The following is a 16638-nucleotide window of genomic DNA, read 5'->3' as shown; positions in this document are numbered from 1 at the left end:
TTGACGGGTTAACGGGTTAACGTAAAGGTTTGACTAACTTACCCGTCAACCTGTCAACCTGTCAACTTGTTAACCCTATATACTCTCTTGCAAGCAAGTTACCAACATAATACCTAATGTAATGAAGTTAAACCTAAAGAAACTGCTGCTGCTCAGTGCGCTGCTACCTACCGCCACGTGGGCACAGAACGTAGACCGCAGCAAATATCCGGATTACTCGGATAAGGTGAACCCAGACCCCTCGCTGATGCAATCCCGCAAGATGAGGGGGAAGGCCGCCAGCGTTACGGGGCTGCCCGACTATGTAAATAACGCTGAAACACGCTACTTTCCGCCCGTGCTCAACCAGGACGGTGGCTCTTGTGGCTCGGCCTCACGCATCTGCTACATGTTTTCGCATGAGCTGAACTCTTTCCGCAATCTTGATGGCAAAGATGCCCACAACTATTATCCGTCACACTTTGTGTGGCTGCTAACTTATGGCAACTCGGGCAAGGACCAGTTTGTGCAGTATGTGGGCGTGCCCTCGGCTGCAACTTACGGCGGACAGACCACCTCGAAGTTGTTTGGCTATCAAGAAGCATCGCAGAACGACTTTGGCTGGATGACGGGTTACGACAAGTGGTACGAAGCCATGTTCAACCGCATGCTTAAACCGGCACACTTCAGCGAGGACCTTGGCACAGAAGCCGGACGCGAAGCGCTGAAACGCTGGCTTTACAACCACAATGGCGACTCCGACTTCAGTTCGGGCGGTATTGCGGGCATTGGCTGTGCCTCGTCGGGCATACAAATGAAAGCTATCGAAACCACCCCGGCCAACACCGCTGCTGGTGTGGTGGGCAAACACTATCTCAGCGCCTGGGGCACTACCGTAGACCACGCCATGACTATTGTGGGCTACGACGACAGAATAGAGTTCGACCTTAACGGCAACGGCAAGTATGGCGAATCGGAGTCAGACGAGCGCGGTGCCTGGATAATGGTAAACTCGTGGGGCGACGATTGGGCCGATGGCGGCTTTATATATTGCCCCTACGCCTACGCTGGTGCTACCTTCAACGCCGACGGCAAATTTACTGGCAACTGGTGGACGCCCGAGGTGTACAAGGTGCGCAAAAACTACCGCCCGCTGCGTACTATCAAGGTGGAGATGGACTATAGCCGGCGCTCAGAGCTGTGCCTGTCGGGCGGTGTGGCCAAGGACTTGAATGCCACGCAGCCCGAATACTCGGTGCCTTTCCACCACTTTCAGTATGCTGGCGATGGCAACAATGGTAATACCAACCCCGCTCCCGAAATACCGATGCTGGGACGCTGGATTGACAACACACTGCATACAGAGCCGATGGAGTTTGGCTACGACCTGACAGACCTCAGCGACAACCTCGACCCCAACGAATCTCTGAAGTACTTCTTTATTATAGATACCAAGAGCTGGGCCAAGGGCACAGGACATGTGTACAAAGCCTCAATACTCGATTATGCGCAAGACAGCAAGGGGCTGGAAATTCCCTTTGAAACGGGTGACAATGGTGTGACCGTTGAAAATCAGGGCAACCGTACTGTGTTGACAGTTGTAGTGCCCGGACGCGGCTACAGAGCACCGCTTAATGTGGCTGTGAACGGAAACACCCTGACGTGGAGCAAGCCCGCTGCCTCGAAAAATGTGCTGACAGGTTTCCGCGTGTACAAGGGCACTGACGAACTGTTGGCCACACTCGATGCCGGCACCACACAATATGCGCTGCCCGAAGATGCTGCGGGCTCGTATGCCGTGCAGGCTGTATATGGCAGCAAGCAGTCGGTGAGCGTAAGTGCCACCGTGCCGGCCAAGTCGACAAGCAACAAGTGTCTGAAGGCAGATCACACAGGCTTTACCATTCCTGGTGTGTTCGGCTCGAAATATGACAAGGCTACGATAGAGTATTGGATACGTCCGATGTCGCTGTCGAACTGGAACCAAAGCGCTGGTCCGGGCTGGGGGCAGTTTATGTTCCACGCCAACGCTAATGGCAACTTTACCGCCGGTTGGGGTCTTGGATCAGACCGCATGGAACTGTCGAGCGTGCTGAAGCTGAACCAATGGACTCACATTGCAATGGTGGTAGATGGTAACACGCTGACCACCTACGTAAATGGTGTGAAGAAGGGCAGCATAACGTCGGCCAATTACAGCGGCATAGGCGGTTTTGGCGACTTGGCGTTTAGTGGCAGCGGCGCTAACAGCGACCAGCACGCCTTCTACGACGAAATACGTATATGGAACAAGGCACGCACGGCGGCCGAAATCAGTGCCGACTACAAGCTGATGTATACCGATGGCATACTGCCCGAAAACTTGATAGCCTACTACCCGGGCGACACGTTTGAAGTGGGCGGCGAAACTTTGCTGCGCGACCACACAGCCGGACAGCGTCATGCCTCATTTGCCAACAGCAAATTCAGCGTTAACAGTGGTTGGGCACAGTCGCTGGGCTACACCACGAAGACGGAGGTAAGCATTGTGCAACCCGACACAAAGGTGATGGTAGGACAGCCCGTAACACTGCGTGCCAAAGGCTCAACCAACATTGTGAAGATGGAGTGGACCGCTACCGGCACCGACGGCGGCACAACTGTGGCCCCGACTCTGACCACCACCTTTAAGCAGGCGGGCAAGCAAGAGGTTAAGGTGGTGGCCACCGATGTAAAAGGAAAGACGCAGGAGAATACCATCAGCATCGATGTGGCCGAGGCACCCAAGGCCGACGCTGCATTTAAGATGACGAAACAGCAGGTGACTGCAGGCGAGCGTGTGACATTTATGCCAGTACAGGTGTATGACGGCACTACTTATAAATGGATCCTGGACGGGGCTTCGACCCGCACATCAGACCAACCGTATGTCACGGTGTCGTACGATGCTACCGGCACCTACGATGTGACGCTCGAGGTGACTGATGCCAACGGACAAAAGGCTACCTCTACACAACAAATAGGCGTGAAGGGTGTGGCGCCCAAGGTGTCGTTTGACGTGAATCCTGCCATTGTGATGAAGGGCGACGATGTGACGCTGACTAACCACTCGCTCTACAACCCGCAACATGGCCAGTGGACGCTGGTGAGCGCACAAACGGCTATGCAATGCGAAGGACTCGACGTGAGTTTCCGTCCTGAAGTGCCAGGTATCTACGATGTCACTTTCAAGGCTACTAACGATGTGGGCAGCGGCGAGGTTACCATGAACCGCGCATTGGTAGTATGCAACGCCGACAGCAAGACCGGCCTGAGCTTTATGCCAGAGGGCAGCGCCAAGGTGGAACTGTCGAAAGTGCCGTTGACCAAAGGTCAGGGCTACTTCACTATTGACTGGTGGATGCGTCCTAACTCGCTGCGTGCTGCTTGCAATGGCATTGGCGAGAGCAAGTCTACTTTCGAACTCATGACCACCGCCACGGGCAAGATGTGCCTCTACATCGGTGGCAAATGTGCACAATCAAGCGATGGCTTTGTCATTGCCAACGAGTGGCATCACTATGCAGTGACTTACAGCTCTCCGGGCATTGTATGCTTCTTCCGCGATGGCGAAAAGCAAGACTATAGTTCGGTAATACAACAAATACCCGAACTCTCAACCTTTAGCCTGGGCACTGACGATGCGCCTATGATGGGCACTGTCGACGAGTTCAGAGTGTGGAACTTTGCCTTTAACGAGAACACGCCCGAAAAGTTGCAAGGCTACATTTCAAGCCCCCTCGATGAGGCTGGTGTGGCTGCGGCACAGAATGAGGGCTTGCAGGTTTACTACAAGTTTGACCAAAGCAGCGGCAACGTGGCAGACGCTACCTCAAATGCCAACACGGGCGTAAGAAAGGGCTTTGGTCCCGATGGCGATGCTTGGACAAGTTCAAAGGGTGTGTTTGCGCTCTGCTTTGACAATAAGGCTGAGGACGTAACAGAAAAGTACCTTGCCAATTACAAAGCACCATTTGCTAATACCGGCGAAGTGTTCAACGATGTGTACGGCTTCTTGTATGGTTCACGCTTCATGACACTGAGCGACTGGAAACTCGATAATGTGGCTTACGACGAATATGGCAAGGATACGAAATCGAACACCGGTGCTGCGGCCGACAACATGATAGCCAACTACCTTGTAATAAGCACTGGACAAGATGGTTTTGTCAAAGTACTGACAGACCACAAGGTGTATCAGACTGTAGAACTGCCTAAGGGCGCATACGTGTTCAGTGCAAACTATCCCGGCGACAAGGCTGTACAGCCTGATGGTTGCTATGTGGTAGCTGCCGAAGGCGACTCGCTGCCTGGCACCAACTATCTGGCAGAAGCGTTGGCTTCGCGTGCCTTAGGCGAGAAGAGTGCCTCGCTGCAGAATAGCGTGTTCTTCGTACTGACAGAACCCGCCAAGGTGAGTCTCGGCTTATTGGCCAGCATGACAGGCACGCAGGCATTGTACATCAAATCGTTTGCCCTCAAGTGCTACGATATTACCCCCATGAATGGCGTCGTCAACGGTTGCAACGGCATCAAGCTTGATGGCGTAGTGCCCGAAACGCCTGCCGACATCAACGCCGCAGGTAATGTTTACGACCTTTCAGGCCGCCGCGTAATGGTGCCCGGCAAGGGCATATACATCATTGGTGGCAAAAAGGTGGTGCGCTAAATCCCTCCAGCTATTCCCCCAAAGGGTACTGCGGATAGTACGAGGGCAAAAAGCAGTGCGCTAAATAGCCCCACCTATCCTCATGCGACAGCATGCCAACCCGTTTGCGACAGCGTTTCGTACGCTTATCAACAGCGATACGAACGCTTATCAACAGCGTTATGTACCCAAAAAATGCAAGAAAAAGGCCGACAAACTAACATTGTCGGCCTTTTTTCTTGTAGATTTCAGCAATAACTTGTATATTTGCACTCGCAAAGAGCAGCAAAGGCTGTTCATATTTGCACGGACTTGTAGCTCAGTTGGTTAGAGCAACAGACTCATAATCTGGAGGTCCTAGGTTCAAGCCCTAGCTGGTCCACAAAGTATACTGATTTTCAGTGTTTTACGTATTTGTGGCGACAAAAAGAGCGACAAATTAAAGGTATTAAGGTCATGGTTTTGTTCTGTTGAACAATGCCATGGCCGTTTTTTTTGCGCTGTCGGCTATGTCGATGTAGGGTTTCATGCTGTTATAGTCGGAGTGGCCAGTCCATTTCATGACCGTATTCGCGGGAATGCCCATCATGAGGGCGTTACAGATGAAGGTGCGACGGCCACAATGGGTGCCGAGCATTTGCCACTTGGGCTTGGTGATGGTGGTTTTGATGCCTCCTGTGTAGGTGACATCGGTCAACTTTTCGTTGAGGCCGCACAGACGACCTACCTCTTTCAGATAATCGTTCATTTTCTGATTGCTGATGACGGGTAGGGCGCGCTCGCCAGGTTGTGCGGTGTAGGACTGGAGTATGGCGCGCGAGTAGTCGTTGAGTTCGATTGTGAGCCGGTCGTTGGTTTTTTGTGTGGTGATGTGTAGGGCATCGCCGTAAATGTCGGCCTTTTTGAGGGCGCGGGCATCGGAGTAGCGCAGGGAGGTGAAACAACAAAAGCAGAATACGTCACGCACGCGGGCAAGGTGTTGCTCTTCTGTGGTGAATTGGTGATTGTATACGGCCATGAGTTCTGTCCATGTGAGGTATACCACGCAGCGCGACGACCTTTTGAGCCGTGGGCGGTAGGCTGAGAATGAGAGGTCGGTGAGAAGCCCTTTTGACACGAGCCAACGGAAGAACCACTTGGACATGGAGAGCTTTTTGAGTACGGTCTCGTTTTGGTGGTTGAGGCTTGTTTGGTATTGTCGGAATTGTTCGAGTGTGTCTTCGTTGATTGCTGTTAACGTCATGTCTGGACGAAAGTCCTGCCATTCCTTTATTAAGCGTTGTGTTTTTTGCACAGTGCCTTTGCTCCAGCTGCAGCGGTTGGACTCACTGCTGAGGTATTGTTCGTAGAGACTGAAAAAATCTTTGTGTGGCTCGTTATCTTGTTCGTGGTGTCTGCCAATGGCTTGGAGCATTTGTTGCTTGAAGTCGTCGAAGGTTGTGGGCTGTGTGTCAAGCACGCGCACAGCGGTGTCTTCGTAGTGCTGTATGGCGGCGTTGATTTTTGCGGCGGGTACGAGGTCTTTGCCGTGTGTGGTGTTTCGCCGGCAGCGTTGTGTGTCTTTGTTCCACTTGTCGGTGTCTATGTTGTAGCCAACGTTGCAGAAGAGTCTTTTGCCCATGTAACGTACTACCATGCGCAGGTGTGCGCGGTTGTCGGGCATGAAAAGTATGCTGTATTTCATTGTGTCTACTTGTTTAATACGTTTCTTTTTTGTTGTTCAATATGCTTGGCTGGTGGGGTGGGGTAGTAATGGCAAAGCCCCTTTAGCGGTGTGGCTAAAGGGGCTTTGCTGTGACGTTATGCGTGTATTATTAAACATAACGTTAATTCTTTACATTTGTATTTTAATACTTGCAGCATACCGCAGTATGCGTTTCGTTTATGCTGCAAATATAGCGCAAATGAGACATATATCGCAAATAGAATAAGGATAAATTTCAAATGGGACGTAAAATAAGATAAATAGAACAGTATTATGAAAGATACAGGACAGTTAGAACAACTTATTATGCTTTTTGGGAATGGTAGTCAAAGTTCGTTTGCCAATACTATAGGCATAAAGCAGAGTACTATAGCAACATGGCTATCTCGTAAGAACTTTGCCCCCGAGCGTATAAAAGCAGCCTTGCCACAAGTTGATGGCAATTGGTTGCTTACAGGTGAAGGCAATATATTACTAACAAACAACGATAACGGCAATAACAAAACAATATTATCCACACAACAAAACACAAACCACGGCACACAAATCATCGGTGAAAACATAGAAAACCACACTTTCAATACAGAAATACTCAAGCAACAAATAGCATCACTACAAGCACTACTTAGCGAGAAAGAACGGCTTATCAACGTGCTGCTCAATAGTCAAAGACGTGGTCAACAGTAAAGTTCAAAACTGATAACTAAAAAGGGTTTTTGCTAATATTATGAATAAAAAAGACATTGTAGAACAATTACTAAAGCATTTCGCATACGGAAATCAATCTCAATTCGCAAGATTGTTAGGCTGCCAACAGGGTGTTGTTGCAGGTTGGATTAGGCGAAATTCTATAGACCCCGAGCGCATTAAACGCGCATTTCCTCAAGTTGATGGCAACTGGCTGCTTACAGGAGAGGGTAACATGCTGTTGGAATACAAGGACATCACAAAGGCAGTGCTTACGACACATCGAAACACCAACAACGGCACGCAAATCATCGGTGAAAGCGTGGAAAATCGCAACACCGAGACAGATATGCTAAAGCAACGTATCGCAGACCTGCAAGCGTTGCTCAATGAAAAAGAACGGCTGATAAAGGTGCTGCTCAGCAATAACAAGGGGGGCTTTTGAATAGAATTAACGTTATGTTTTATAGAAAAAAGCAGAAAAAAAACGCGATACTCTGGAAAATAGATTTGCGTAATACCATGCGCAGGATACAGCAAGGCGGCTCGATAGGGCTGCTGACGGACGAGGTGGAGAAAGCATCGGTATACGCGGCTGTGGCTAAGTTCAACAAGGAAAGCGGCTGGAAGGAGTATGTGCTATATAACGACACGGACGAGGACGGGCGCAAGGTGTATGTGATTGCGAGACGCAGCCAGGAGACCTTAAATAACAAATGACAGCGTGAGACGGCACACACTTACACGCCAATATAAATGACTGCGTGAGGCGGCACACACATTGATGCACCTGTGCGCCCCTTGATGCACTTCACGCACCTTGGTACATTAAAAAAAGACTATTGATATGGATATGGCAGAATTGACATTTGGTCGCGGCGCTTTGGCGTCGGCGCAGATGGCGGCCACTTATGTGGCGGTGCCTGTTGATGAGTGGGAGCGCATGCTCGACTTGCTTGAGAGGCTTGAAAAGCGGCTTGAGCCTGAGGACAAGTGGCTGACCACGGAGGAGGCTTGCGACATGTTAGGCATAAAACGCACGGCCTGGCGTGTGTGGCGCAGGCGTTTTGGCATTGAGTGTGCGCAGGTGGGGCGCAGGGTGTTGGTGCGCCGCTCGGAGCTTGAAAAACTTATGAAACGCCGCAACCTCAATACGGGGCGTGTCGAGATGTGAGTGAAGGTGACAAAGGCACAGCACAAACAAAGGCACGGCACGAACTTGGTAAGGAAATTGATTTCGCTACCAAAACTACGTACAGCACAAACAAGGGCACAGCACAAACGAAGCCGCGGCACAATGATATAAACATAAAAGAAAATACGACTATGAGAAAGATACTTGATGGCGCATGGTGCGCCGCGAAATGGGTTTTTGCCGCTGGTGTGGTGGTGGCTGCGGTGGCTTATGCCGGCAGCAGCGACTACCGCGATGCGGTGGTGACGGAAATGAAGAATAACGGTACGTACTACTCCATGCTGCATGAGCACCCCGACTGGACGGAGCGGCAGATGGTGGAGGTGTACGAGGCGGCCAGGCGATGAGCCGGGGCCCGCGGGCAGGGAGAATGCTTTGAGTTGGTTTGGTTATTAGTTAGATAATGTATCTCTATGTGTTTTGAAATGTGGCAGCCGGGGGGCTCGCCATATACGCTATTCTCTTACTTCCGTAATGCTCCCCGGCTGCGGGTTGCCCTGGTGCGTGAGCATAGGTGCAGCCACCTTTTATTGCAGGCGATAGGCCGCTAAGCGGATAGGCGGCATCAGGACATGGTACGCCGGGCGCACCGCTGGCGCACAGACGATGGATAGCCGGCTCCTGTGGTGCGTGACTGGTTTTGCGCTGGAATGTTAGGACATTAGCGGGTTCGACTCCCGCCGCCTGCGCTGATAACTGTTCTAATTCTCTCAAGGCGTTGCACGGTTCGTGACGGATAGTGCACGCCGCTTTTTGCAGGCGATAGGCCGCTAAACGGATAGGCGGCAGCAGCTCTTAATCGTCGGTGCGCCCGCTCCTTTATGTGTGTGTGGTGTAACTTATCTCCATGCGGCCACACGCATGGGCGCGCCACATGCCGAGGTTCGTCGCACATTAGCGGGTTCGACTCCCGCCGCCTGCACAATGCAAATAGTATTAACCCATAAAAAGAAGAAAGGAACACTATGCAGAAAATTATTCAGACCATTGAGTGCAGTGTGCGCTATGTGAAGATGCAGCCCGACGGGCGCACGCTTGATGCGCGTGAGGTGTGGCTTGTTGAGGCTTACAGCTACGGCGAGGCTCAGAGCTGCCTGGGGCTGGCTTTGAGCAAGTATGCGAGAGATGGCGCCGACGGCTTGTCTTTGCAGCAGATGAAGTCGGTGTACTACGCCGAGCACCTCACCGATGATGAGGCCGCCAAGCAGCGCTACTGGCGTGTGCGGGTGAAACTGACTGACCGCAACCACGACACGGGCAAGGAGAGCTCCGTCACGCAGCAGTGGCTTGTGCGTGCCGACACCATGGGGCGTGCCACGAAGCTGGCCACCGAGACCATGGGCGACTCGTGCGAGATGGTGGCGGTGACTGAATTGAAGTATAATGGATACATTGAACGCTGACAAGCCGCGCCGCCGCCCGCCTCGCGACGAGGAGCACCTGCTTCAGTGCAGGTGTGTGCGGTGGTTCAGGTTGCAGCACCCCCGGCTGGCCCATGCCCTGTTTGCCGTGCCCAACGGCGGGCGGCGCGACATGCTGACGGGGGCAAAGCTCAAGGAGGAAGGCGTGCTTGCTGGCGTGGCCGACCTCATACTGCTCAAGCGCACAGCCCGCCACGGCGCGCTGCTCATTGAAATGAAAACGCCCACGGGGCGGCAGAGCACAGCGCAGCGTGAGTGGGAGCGCCTGATAACACAGGGCGGTGAGTACAGCTACGTGGTGTGCCGAACGCTCGATGAATTTATCAACGAGGTAAGCTGCTATTTGAGTGAAGACGAGTAGAGGGCCGAAGGGTTGCCCCCTCGCACACACCCATATATATATTGTGTATTTTATTCTACTGTTTTGAGAGTGGTGTGTAATAGCGTTGCTGAACGAATGACATTGTCGGGCGAGGTAAGCGGCCACGGCGGCACCTCACTGCCTAATATACAACAAGTTGAAAAGTTGAAAAGCGAAAAACACAAGAGAGACACATGGCACGCAAAAAACAGACGGGATATTTCCCGCACGACACCAACGCGCGCAACTCGTCAAAGCTCATACGCCTGCGCATGAAGCATGGGGCAGAGGGTTATGGCGTGTACTTCATGATACTGGAGCGCCTGCGCGATGAGGACGGCTATTCGAGCCCCACGGACTATGACATGATAGCCTTTGACCTGCATGTGGACACCGAACTGGTGCGCACGGTGGTAGAGGACTTCGGGCTGTTCCGCAAGTCGGAGGACGGCACCCGCTTCTACTCGTCGGGCTTTCTGCACCGCATGGAGGTGAAGGACGCCGAGCGCGGCCAACGCTCCGAGGCGGCACGCAAGGCCATACAGGCGCGGTGGCACCGTAATGCGGAACCGGATACGGAACGTATACGCACCGAATACGGAAGTGATACGGAACGTATACGCACCGAATACGGAAATAATACGGAACGTATACACAACGAATACGGAAGTGATACGGAAGTGATACGGAACGAATACGGAACGGATACGGACGTATACGCACCGGATACCAAGAAAAGAAAAGAAAAGGAAACAAGAGAAAAGGAAATAACAACAACAGCAGAAGGTGCGCGAGAGCCTGCTGCTGTTGCTGCTGCCGATGCTGCAACAGCCTCAGCCCAAGCCCCCACGGCCGAGCGGCTGCGGCGCGACGTGGCCGCCCTCAAGGCCGACCGCCAATGGGGCGAGGTGGTGCAGATGCGCTACCAGCTGACGGCCGAGGCCCTGAGCGGCTGGCTCGACAGCTTTGTGATAGACTGCCTGGCCAACGGCAAGGCCGAGCACCTGGGCATAGACAACGTGAAGAGCCACTTTTGCTCGTGGCTCAGGATAAAGCAAACCATAGCCAATGACCATGCGAACCAACAACACACCGCTGCCCGACGCCGGGGAACTGACGCGGCAGCTCATACGGCAGCCGACTACCTTGCAGGCATTTAGGCTGCCTGTGGCCTCGCTCGATGAGGCTTACCGCCTGCTTTACGCCTCGTACTCGGCCGAGGTGATAGTGCGCGGCGCTGGTGGCGGCCGCCCCATGCAGCCCGACGCGGGCACCACACAGGCTGTGGCCCAGGTGGCGCGCGCCCTGTGGCCCGGTGGCAAAAAGCCGGGGCTGATGATGTGTGGCACGGTGGGCAACGGCAAGACCACCATGCTGCGGGCCATACAGCGGGCGTGCAACTGGCTGTGGGAGTCGGGGCGCATACCGCCCGACATGGCGGCGCACGACCTTGACAAGGTGGTGGTGCTCACTGCCAAGGACATAGCGCAGCAGGCCGCCAGCCCAGAGTGGTTCGGCCGCACGGCCGCCCGCCCTGTGCTGGGCATTGACGACTTCGGCGCAGAGCCTGCCGAGGTGCTGACCTACGGCAATGTGATAGCCCCGCTCACCGACCTTGTGGAGCACCGCTACGCCCGCGGGCTGTACACCATACTGACCACCAACCTCACGGGGCAGGAGATAGCGGCCAAGTACGGCCAACGTGTGGCCGACCGCCTGCGCGAGATGCTGCAGGTGGTAGTGTTCACCAATGCCTCGTACAGGAGTTGATGAGGGCATTTTCAAGTTGAAAAGTTGAGGAGTTGATAAGTTTATGAGGTTACCTCTGCTTGTTCAGCTCTTGAAAGCGACCTCTTAACTTTTCAACTCATCAACTTTATAAACTTAAAACTCCCCCCCCCATGCGTAGATTTCAGATATACTGGACATGCTCGCGGCTGTCGTGGCAGCGCATCGTGCGCCACTTCTGCTTTGACGAGTGCGTGAGCATCAACGGCCACACCGACGTGTCGGTGGCCGACGACGACCTCAAGACATTCTTTGAAACGGCGCGCCGCGGTTTTTTCAAGATACGCCGCGAATACACTACCGCGCCCCACACCAACGACTAATAACGCCCGCCCCCCGGGCAAAACACTTAAACACATGGACAACAACACACAACAAGCAACACCTATGCGCCGCCCCCTTACCCCGGCCACGGCCCCCATAGGCACACCCACAGCCACACCCCCGCCCGCTGCCAGGGGCCGCCGCAGCACGCCAGGGGCCGCCGCAGCACGCCGCCGCTGGCCACTGCCCTTGCGCGTGGCGAGATGAACCGCCAGCGGGCGGGCTACCGCACCGAGCACTGCAAGGACAGCCAGGAGGCCCGCGTGTTCGGCACGGCCTTTTACCACAACACGCTGCGCCGCGAGGTGGCCAACGAGCAGCTGCGCACGGCCCTGGGCTGTGTGACGGCCTCGCCCCTGTGCCGCCACGACATCAAGCGCATTGTCAAGCGCATGCAGTGCCGCCTCTCGCAGTGGGACGTGGCCCTGGCGCACAGCATCAAGCGGTCGGACCTGGTGGACGTGTACGACGGCCTGGTGGAGCGCGCCCTTGACCGCTACCGCCCGCTGGTGCAGACGCTCTACCACTGCGTGCTGCAGCTCTTCACCCGCCACGGGTGCAGGCAGTCGCCCCTGCTGGCGCATGTGCAGGTGGCCGAGATACTTGTGCTCTACGCCAACCGCCGCCTTGTGCGCGACATTGAGGCCACACGCGAGCTGTGCCCCACCACCGAGCTGCTGCGCTGCGACATCGACGAGCAGCAGCACCGCATGTGCTGCCAGCTGCTCGACGCCCTCGACCGCCAGCTTGTGCCAAAGGGCGTGGTGATAAGCCCCGCCAAGGACAAGATGGTGAACCTGGCGGCCGACAACCTAATCAAGGCCCTCGACTCGCACCAGCAGCTGCGCGAGGTGGAGGACGCCTACTTTGCCTCCCTCGAGGCCGACGGCGCACCGAACTACTCCGACATCAACCCCGCCCCCGAGTGGAACAGGCCGAGGGGGTAGGAGTTTTTTAAGTTGAAAAGTTTAAGAGTTGAAAAGTTTAAGAGGTCACCTCTGCTTGTCAAGCTCTTGAAAGCGACCTCTTAGCTCACCAACTCTTAAACTTATAAACTTGACATTCCTCTTAACTCATCAACTCATAAACTTCTCAACTCTTATATGACCGACAACCGAATAGAGCACCGTGTGCTCACCTACATACGCCGCATGGCCGACGGAAAGTTCATGTTCCCCCACGCCGTAAGGGCCCACCTGGCCGACATCATGCAGTACGCCCCATGGGCCATCACCCCCGCCGAACTGCACAGCATGAGGCAGAGCCTGGCCGCCAAGGGCTGCCGCATGAAGGTACCCGAGGCCGACTCGTGCCCCGTGTTAATATAAACAACCACAACAACAAGAAGAAAAGTATGAAAGACCACACATTCTCACTCTCCATCATAATCCTGCTGCTGTTCGTCATAGCCGCCCACTTCGTAGGCCTCAAAACGGTGTTAACCGTGCTGCTCGTGAGCGTGGCACTCGTGGCACTGCTTGTGCTGCTGACGATGGCCGTGCTCGCGTTCTCGGCATGGTTCAAGTACAGGAAGAACCGGAGGAGGTAGAAGTTGATAAGTTTAAGAGTTAAGAGGTCGCAGGTGGAAGTTGACAAGTTGAAGAGTTGAAAAGCTAAGAGGTCACCTCTGCTTGTTCAGCTCTTGAAAGCGCCCGCTTAACTTCTAAACTCATCAACTCCTCAACTTGACATTCCTCTTAACTTTTCAACTTATCAACTCCTCAACTTAACATTCCCCCTATCACTTGCCACACCGGCAGCCGCACAATTTACCCATCATAAAAAAACAGTGAACGTGATTTTTAATAGTACCCCGCGGCAGGGCCGTCAGGTGCTTCGAGTGCACCGTGGCAAGCAGGCAACGAGCTTTGAGGCTCGTCTTAGTTGAAAAGTTTAAGAGTTGATGAGTTCATGAGGTCGCCTCTGCTTGTCCAACTCTTAAAAGCGTCCGCTTAACTCTTCAACTCTTCAACTCCTCAACTTAAAAAGAATGTCCAAAGACAAGCAATACATCAAGCAGATACACACCCGCCGCTGGCTCATGCTGCGCCGCGAGGTGCTGAGCCGCCACCCGCTGTGTGAGCGGTGCCAGGCCGAGGGGCGCACACGCGCCGCTACCGAGGTGCACCACATCACCCCCGTGGAGGAGGGCGTCAGCCCCCTCGACAAGCGCACACTCATGTTCGACGCACACAACCTGCAGGCCCTGTGCCACGAGTGCCACGTGCGCACACACACCGAACTCGGACGCTCCGGCCGACATGCCAACGCTGACCGACAGCACCGAAAGGCTGAGGCTACCATAAGCAGGTTTTTTTCGAGTTGATAAGTTGAAGAGTTAAGAGAAATGTCAAGTTGAGGAGTTGACAAGTTGACAAGCTTATGAAGTTACCTCTGCGAGACCAACCACAAAAAGCGACCTCTTAACTCATCAACTCATCAACTCATCAACTTGAAAGTGCCCTCTTAACTCTTAAACTTATAAACTCCTCAACTTAAAATCTCATGCCCACAAAGAAACTATCAGAGGTGCACTACCTGCTGCCCGACCGGGGCAGTGTAGTAGGCACCGACCGCATCATCATCAACCAAAACTCCACCACCGACGACGCCACCCTCAAGGTGAGCACCCTGCTCGCCGAGGCCGACTCACGCGCACAAGCCAAGGCCGACGATGCACTGGACAAGGCAAAGGCCGCCGACCCCGTGTATCAGAAAGTGCCCCTCGGCCATTACATGAACTACGTGTACTCGCGCGGCCATACCGACGACACGCTCACCGTGCTCTCGTCGAAGATATGGATATACCAGCACACCGACCGCAACCAGTTCATGCGCTTCAAGCAATGGGGCGCCACCAACGACACCGAACAAACCTACTACAGCCAGGTGATGCTGCCCAACGCCTGGACGGGCGGCAACGGGCTGCTCCGCTACGACGTATATTCACGCCTTGACGCTTTTGAACTGCGCGAGCAAAACTCCACCGCCACCGAGGTAGTGATGGTAACACCTATCTTCACCACAGGCGGCACACGCACCTGCTCACTGAGCGCGGCCACCTCGGCCAAGGCGGGCGTCATGACAGCCGCCGACAAGACACTGCTCAGCGGCCTGGGCAAATACCTCAACCCCGACCCCGACACCCTCATCACCCTCGACGCCCTCAACGCCGCCCTCGACGCCATGGGCCCCGACACCGCACAGGGCACACACCTCATCAAGTGCTGGGGCATACCCCTCACCGTCACCCTGGCCGTGCTCAACGTGAGCGACAAGGTGCTCATGCAGACCATCACCGGCTCCCTCACCGCCACGGCCGACGCCACGGCCCTTGCCACCATCAACGCCCCCGGCCACTACACCACCCTCGTGCGCTACTACCAGGGGGGCAAGTGGGGCAAGTGGGGGAGAAATTAAAGTTGAAAAGTTTATGAGTTGAAAAGTTAAGAGGCCGCTTTTAAGTTGATGAGTTTATGAGTTGAAAAGTTTATGAGGTTGCCTCTGCTTGTAAAGCTCTTAAACTCTTCAACTTTTCAACTCCTAAACTTAAAACTCCCAACTCCCAACTCCCAACTCCTAAACTTATAAACTTTTTTCTCCATGATTACCCTCAAAGTAAGGGGCTTGAAAAACTTCAAGCTCGACAAAAAGCAGTACTTCCCGCAGGTGGCCCCCGCCGCCCCCATCGGCCTTAACGACGTGGCCGAACAGATTGAGAAACAAAGCACCGTGAGCCTGGCCGACATCAAGGGCGTGCTCGACGCCCTGCAAGAGGTGGTGCTCGAAGCCATGGCCGACGGCTACTCCGTGCGCCTGGGCGACCTCGGCTCATTCCGTCCCACCATCAGCGCAGTCAAGTCGCGAGAGAAGCAGGAGGACGTGTCGGCCGACGACATCAAGTCCGTGCGCGTGCGCTTCACACCCGCACCGGCACTCACGCGTAGCCTGCTCCCAAGCAACGTGCAACTCAAACTCAAACGCCCCAACGCCTAAACGCCCTTCACCATGATACAATACAAAATTTCATCAGTAAAAAGCCCCAAGACGGGGCAAAAGGTATACTTCCCCGCCATCGTACAGAGCGGCTCACTCTCTCTGAACGATGTGGTTTACCGCATAACCAAACGCTCAACCATGCACGCCGCCGACATCAAGGCCGTGCTATCGGCACTTGAGCAAACCGTGGGCGACGCCCTCACCTCGGGCCACTCCGTGCGCCTGGGCGACCTCGGCTCATTCAGCCTGACATGTACCACCACCCATGGCGAGGACGACCCAAAACTCGTCACCACCAAGCAGGTGAAAAAACTGCGCATACGCTTCACCCCGTCGGCCGCCATGAAGCAAAAGCTCGGCTGTGCCGATGCACGCACACGCAGCATGACATTCGGCAAAGCTGCCACACCCGAGACATAGCGAAAACAACATAGGGCGATAGAAAAAACAACATAGGGCGATAGAAAAAACTATCCCCCTATGTCGTTAAAACTATCCCCCTATGTAGTAAAG

Annotated in this window: 20 protein-coding genes and 1 tRNA gene; 20 read left to right on the top strand and 1 reads right to left on the bottom strand. The window is 54.3% G+C overall.

Going from position 1 to position 16638, the window contains the following annotated elements:
* Window positions 1-121 precede the first annotated feature (121 nt).
* Entirely contained in the window at window positions 122-4666 is a 4545-nt protein-coding gene (locus tag BQ5453_RS02090; RefSeq protein WP_071121946.1) for a LamG-like jellyroll fold domain-containing protein, read from the top strand.
* Between the two features lie 287 nt (window positions 4667-4953).
* Window positions 4954-5027 (top strand) — tRNA-Ile (locus BQ5453_RS02085).
* Between the two features lie 72 nt (window positions 5028-5099).
* Here the strand turns inward: BQ5453_RS02085 and BQ5453_RS02080 are convergent.
* Entirely contained in the window at window positions 5100-6329 is a 1230-nt protein-coding gene (locus BQ5453_RS02080; protein WP_071121748.1) for a site-specific integrase, read from the bottom strand.
* A gap of 294 nt (window positions 6330-6623) precedes the next feature.
* On the opposite strand from BQ5453_RS02080, the gene BQ5453_RS02075 reads away from it, so the two are divergent.
* The 18 genes from BQ5453_RS02075 (at window position 6624) to BQ5453_RS01995 (ending at window position 16545) form a co-directional block, all read left to right on the top strand.
* The gene (locus tag BQ5453_RS02075; protein WP_071121746.1) at window positions 6624-7037 is read left to right on the top strand and encodes a helix-turn-helix domain-containing protein; all 414 of its coding nucleotides are present in this window, start codon (window positions 6624-6626) and stop codon (window positions 7035-7037) included.
* A gap of 40 nt (window positions 7038-7077) precedes the next feature.
* Window positions 7078-7482, top strand: coding sequence for a helix-turn-helix domain-containing protein (locus BQ5453_RS02070; RefSeq protein ID WP_071121747.1), 405 nt, complete (start codon window positions 7078-7080; stop codon window positions 7480-7482).
* Between the two features lie 14 nt (window positions 7483-7496).
* On the top strand, window positions 7497-7757 hold the full coding sequence (locus BQ5453_RS02065) for a hypothetical protein (protein WP_071121945.1): 261 nt from the start codon (window positions 7497-7499) through the stop codon (window positions 7755-7757).
* A gap of 133 nt (window positions 7758-7890) precedes the next feature.
* The gene (locus BQ5453_RS02060) at window positions 7891-8211 is read left to right on the top strand and encodes a helix-turn-helix domain-containing protein (RefSeq protein WP_161942391.1); all 321 of its coding nucleotides are present in this window, start codon (window positions 7891-7893) and stop codon (window positions 8209-8211) included.
* 152 nt (window positions 8212-8363) lie between these two features.
* A complete protein-coding gene (locus BQ5453_RS14015) occupies window positions 8364-8579 on the top strand; it encodes a hypothetical protein (RefSeq protein ID WP_143033262.1) in 216 nt (71 codons plus the stop codon).
* A gap of 618 nt (window positions 8580-9197) precedes the next feature.
* On the top strand, window positions 9198-9635 hold the full coding sequence (locus BQ5453_RS02050; protein WP_071121942.1) for a DUF4494 family protein: 438 nt from the start codon (window positions 9198-9200) through the stop codon (window positions 9633-9635).
* Window positions 9616-10014, top strand: coding sequence for a VRR-NUC domain-containing protein (locus BQ5453_RS02045; protein ID WP_071121941.1), 399 nt, complete (start codon window positions 9616-9618; stop codon window positions 10012-10014). The genes BQ5453_RS02050 and BQ5453_RS02045 overlap by 20 nt, the downstream gene beginning before the upstream one ends.
* A 194-nt stretch (window positions 10015-10208) precedes the next feature.
* A complete protein-coding gene (locus BQ5453_RS02040) occupies window positions 10209-11174 on the top strand; it encodes a DUF4373 domain-containing protein (protein WP_071121940.1) in 966 nt (321 codons plus the stop codon).
* Entirely contained in the window at window positions 11089-11784 is a 696-nt protein-coding gene (locus tag BQ5453_RS02035) for a P-loop NTPase family protein (protein ID WP_143033261.1), read from the top strand. The genes BQ5453_RS02040 and BQ5453_RS02035 overlap by 86 nt, the downstream gene beginning before the upstream one ends.
* A 131-nt stretch (window positions 11785-11915) precedes the next feature.
* Complete coding sequence (locus BQ5453_RS02030; RefSeq protein ID WP_071121939.1) at window positions 11916-12125, top strand: hypothetical protein; 210 nt, start codon at window positions 11916-11918, stop codon at window positions 12123-12125.
* Window positions 12126-12159: 34 nt separating this feature from the next.
* Window positions 12160-12333 carry a hypothetical protein gene (locus BQ5453_RS14290; RefSeq protein WP_154668730.1) on the top strand — a complete coding sequence of 58 codons (174 nt, stop codon included), beginning with the start codon at window positions 12160-12162 and terminating at the stop codon, window positions 12331-12333.
* 56 nt (window positions 12334-12389) lie between these two features.
* Window positions 12390-13073 carry a hypothetical protein gene (locus tag BQ5453_RS02025; RefSeq protein ID WP_143033260.1) on the top strand — a complete coding sequence of 228 codons (684 nt, stop codon included), beginning with the start codon at window positions 12390-12392 and terminating at the stop codon, window positions 13071-13073.
* A gap of 156 nt (window positions 13074-13229) precedes the next feature.
* Entirely contained in the window at window positions 13230-13454 is a 225-nt protein-coding gene (locus BQ5453_RS02020) for a hypothetical protein (protein ID WP_071121937.1), read from the top strand.
* Between the two features lie 26 nt (window positions 13455-13480).
* Entirely contained in the window at window positions 13481-13675 is a 195-nt protein-coding gene (locus BQ5453_RS02015) for a hypothetical protein (protein WP_071121936.1), read from the top strand.
* A 441-nt stretch (window positions 13676-14116) separates the two neighbouring features.
* A complete protein-coding gene (locus tag BQ5453_RS02010; RefSeq protein ID WP_071121935.1) occupies window positions 14117-14452 on the top strand; it encodes an HNH endonuclease in 336 nt (111 codons plus the stop codon).
* A 179-nt stretch (window positions 14453-14631) separates the two neighbouring features.
* Window positions 14632-15546 carry a hypothetical protein gene (locus BQ5453_RS02005; protein WP_071121934.1) on the top strand — a complete coding sequence of 305 codons (915 nt, stop codon included), beginning with the start codon at window positions 14632-14634 and terminating at the stop codon, window positions 15544-15546.
* Window positions 15547-15729: 183 nt separating this feature from the next.
* Window positions 15730-16122 (top strand): HU family DNA-binding protein, encoded by a 393-nt coding sequence (locus BQ5453_RS02000; protein WP_071121933.1) that lies wholly within the window; start codon window positions 15730-15732, stop codon window positions 16120-16122.
* A 12-nt stretch (window positions 16123-16134) separates the two neighbouring features.
* The gene (locus tag BQ5453_RS01995; RefSeq protein WP_071121932.1) at window positions 16135-16545 is read left to right on the top strand and encodes an HU family DNA-binding protein; all 411 of its coding nucleotides are present in this window, start codon (window positions 16135-16137) and stop codon (window positions 16543-16545) included.
* The last annotated feature ends 93 nt before the right edge of the window (window positions 16546-16638 follow it).

Origin of the sequence: Prevotellamassilia timonensis, from assembly GCF_900106785.1 — a bacterium.
Taxonomy (GTDB): Bacteria; Bacteroidota; Bacteroidia; order Bacteroidales; family Bacteroidaceae; genus Alloprevotella; species Alloprevotella timonensis.
The sequence above is the reverse complement of the archived record's forward strand: the minus strand, read 5'-3'. Positions and strand labels throughout refer to the sequence as shown.

Coding starts and splice junctions, on each gene's coding strand:
- BQ5453_RS02090 (WP_071121946.1), top strand. CDS start 122: ATGAAGTTAAACCTAAAGAAACTGCTGCTGCTCAGTGCGCTGCTACCT.
- BQ5453_RS02080 (WP_071121748.1), bottom strand. CDS start 6,329: ATGAAATACAGCATACTTTTCATGCCCGACAACCGCGCACACCTGCGC.
- BQ5453_RS02075 (WP_071121746.1), top strand. CDS start 6,624: ATGAAAGATACAGGACAGTTAGAACAACTTATTATGCTTTTTGGGAAT.
- BQ5453_RS02070 (WP_071121747.1), top strand. CDS start 7,078: ATGAATAAAAAAGACATTGTAGAACAATTACTAAAGCATTTCGCATAC.
- BQ5453_RS02065 (WP_071121945.1), top strand. CDS start 7,497: ATGTTTTATAGAAAAAAGCAGAAAAAAAACGCGATACTCTGGAAAATA.
- BQ5453_RS02060 (WP_161942391.1), top strand. CDS start 7,891: ATGGCAGAATTGACATTTGGTCGCGGCGCTTTGGCGTCGGCGCAGATG.
- BQ5453_RS14015 (WP_143033262.1), top strand. CDS start 8,364: ATGAGAAAGATACTTGATGGCGCATGGTGCGCCGCGAAATGGGTTTTT.
- BQ5453_RS02050 (WP_071121942.1), top strand. CDS start 9,198: ATGCAGAAAATTATTCAGACCATTGAGTGCAGTGTGCGCTATGTGAAG.
- BQ5453_RS02045 (WP_071121941.1), top strand. CDS start 9,616: ATGGATACATTGAACGCTGACAAGCCGCGCCGCCGCCCGCCTCGCGAC.
- BQ5453_RS02040 (WP_071121940.1), top strand. CDS start 10,209: ATGGCACGCAAAAAACAGACGGGATATTTCCCGCACGACACCAACGCG.
- BQ5453_RS02035 (WP_143033261.1), top strand. CDS start 11,089: ATGCGAACCAACAACACACCGCTGCCCGACGCCGGGGAACTGACGCGG.
- BQ5453_RS02030 (WP_071121939.1), top strand. CDS start 11,916: ATGCGTAGATTTCAGATATACTGGACATGCTCGCGGCTGTCGTGGCAG.
- BQ5453_RS14290 (WP_154668730.1), top strand. CDS start 12,160: ATGGACAACAACACACAACAAGCAACACCTATGCGCCGCCCCCTTACC.
- BQ5453_RS02020 (WP_071121937.1), top strand. CDS start 13,230: ATGACCGACAACCGAATAGAGCACCGTGTGCTCACCTACATACGCCGC.
- BQ5453_RS02015 (WP_071121936.1), top strand. CDS start 13,481: ATGAAAGACCACACATTCTCACTCTCCATCATAATCCTGCTGCTGTTC.
- BQ5453_RS02010 (WP_071121935.1), top strand. CDS start 14,117: ATGTCCAAAGACAAGCAATACATCAAGCAGATACACACCCGCCGCTGG.
- BQ5453_RS02005 (WP_071121934.1), top strand. CDS start 14,632: ATGCCCACAAAGAAACTATCAGAGGTGCACTACCTGCTGCCCGACCGG.
- BQ5453_RS02000 (WP_071121933.1), top strand. CDS start 15,730: ATGATTACCCTCAAAGTAAGGGGCTTGAAAAACTTCAAGCTCGACAAA.
- BQ5453_RS01995 (WP_071121932.1), top strand. CDS start 16,135: ATGATACAATACAAAATTTCATCAGTAAAAAGCCCCAAGACGGGGCAA.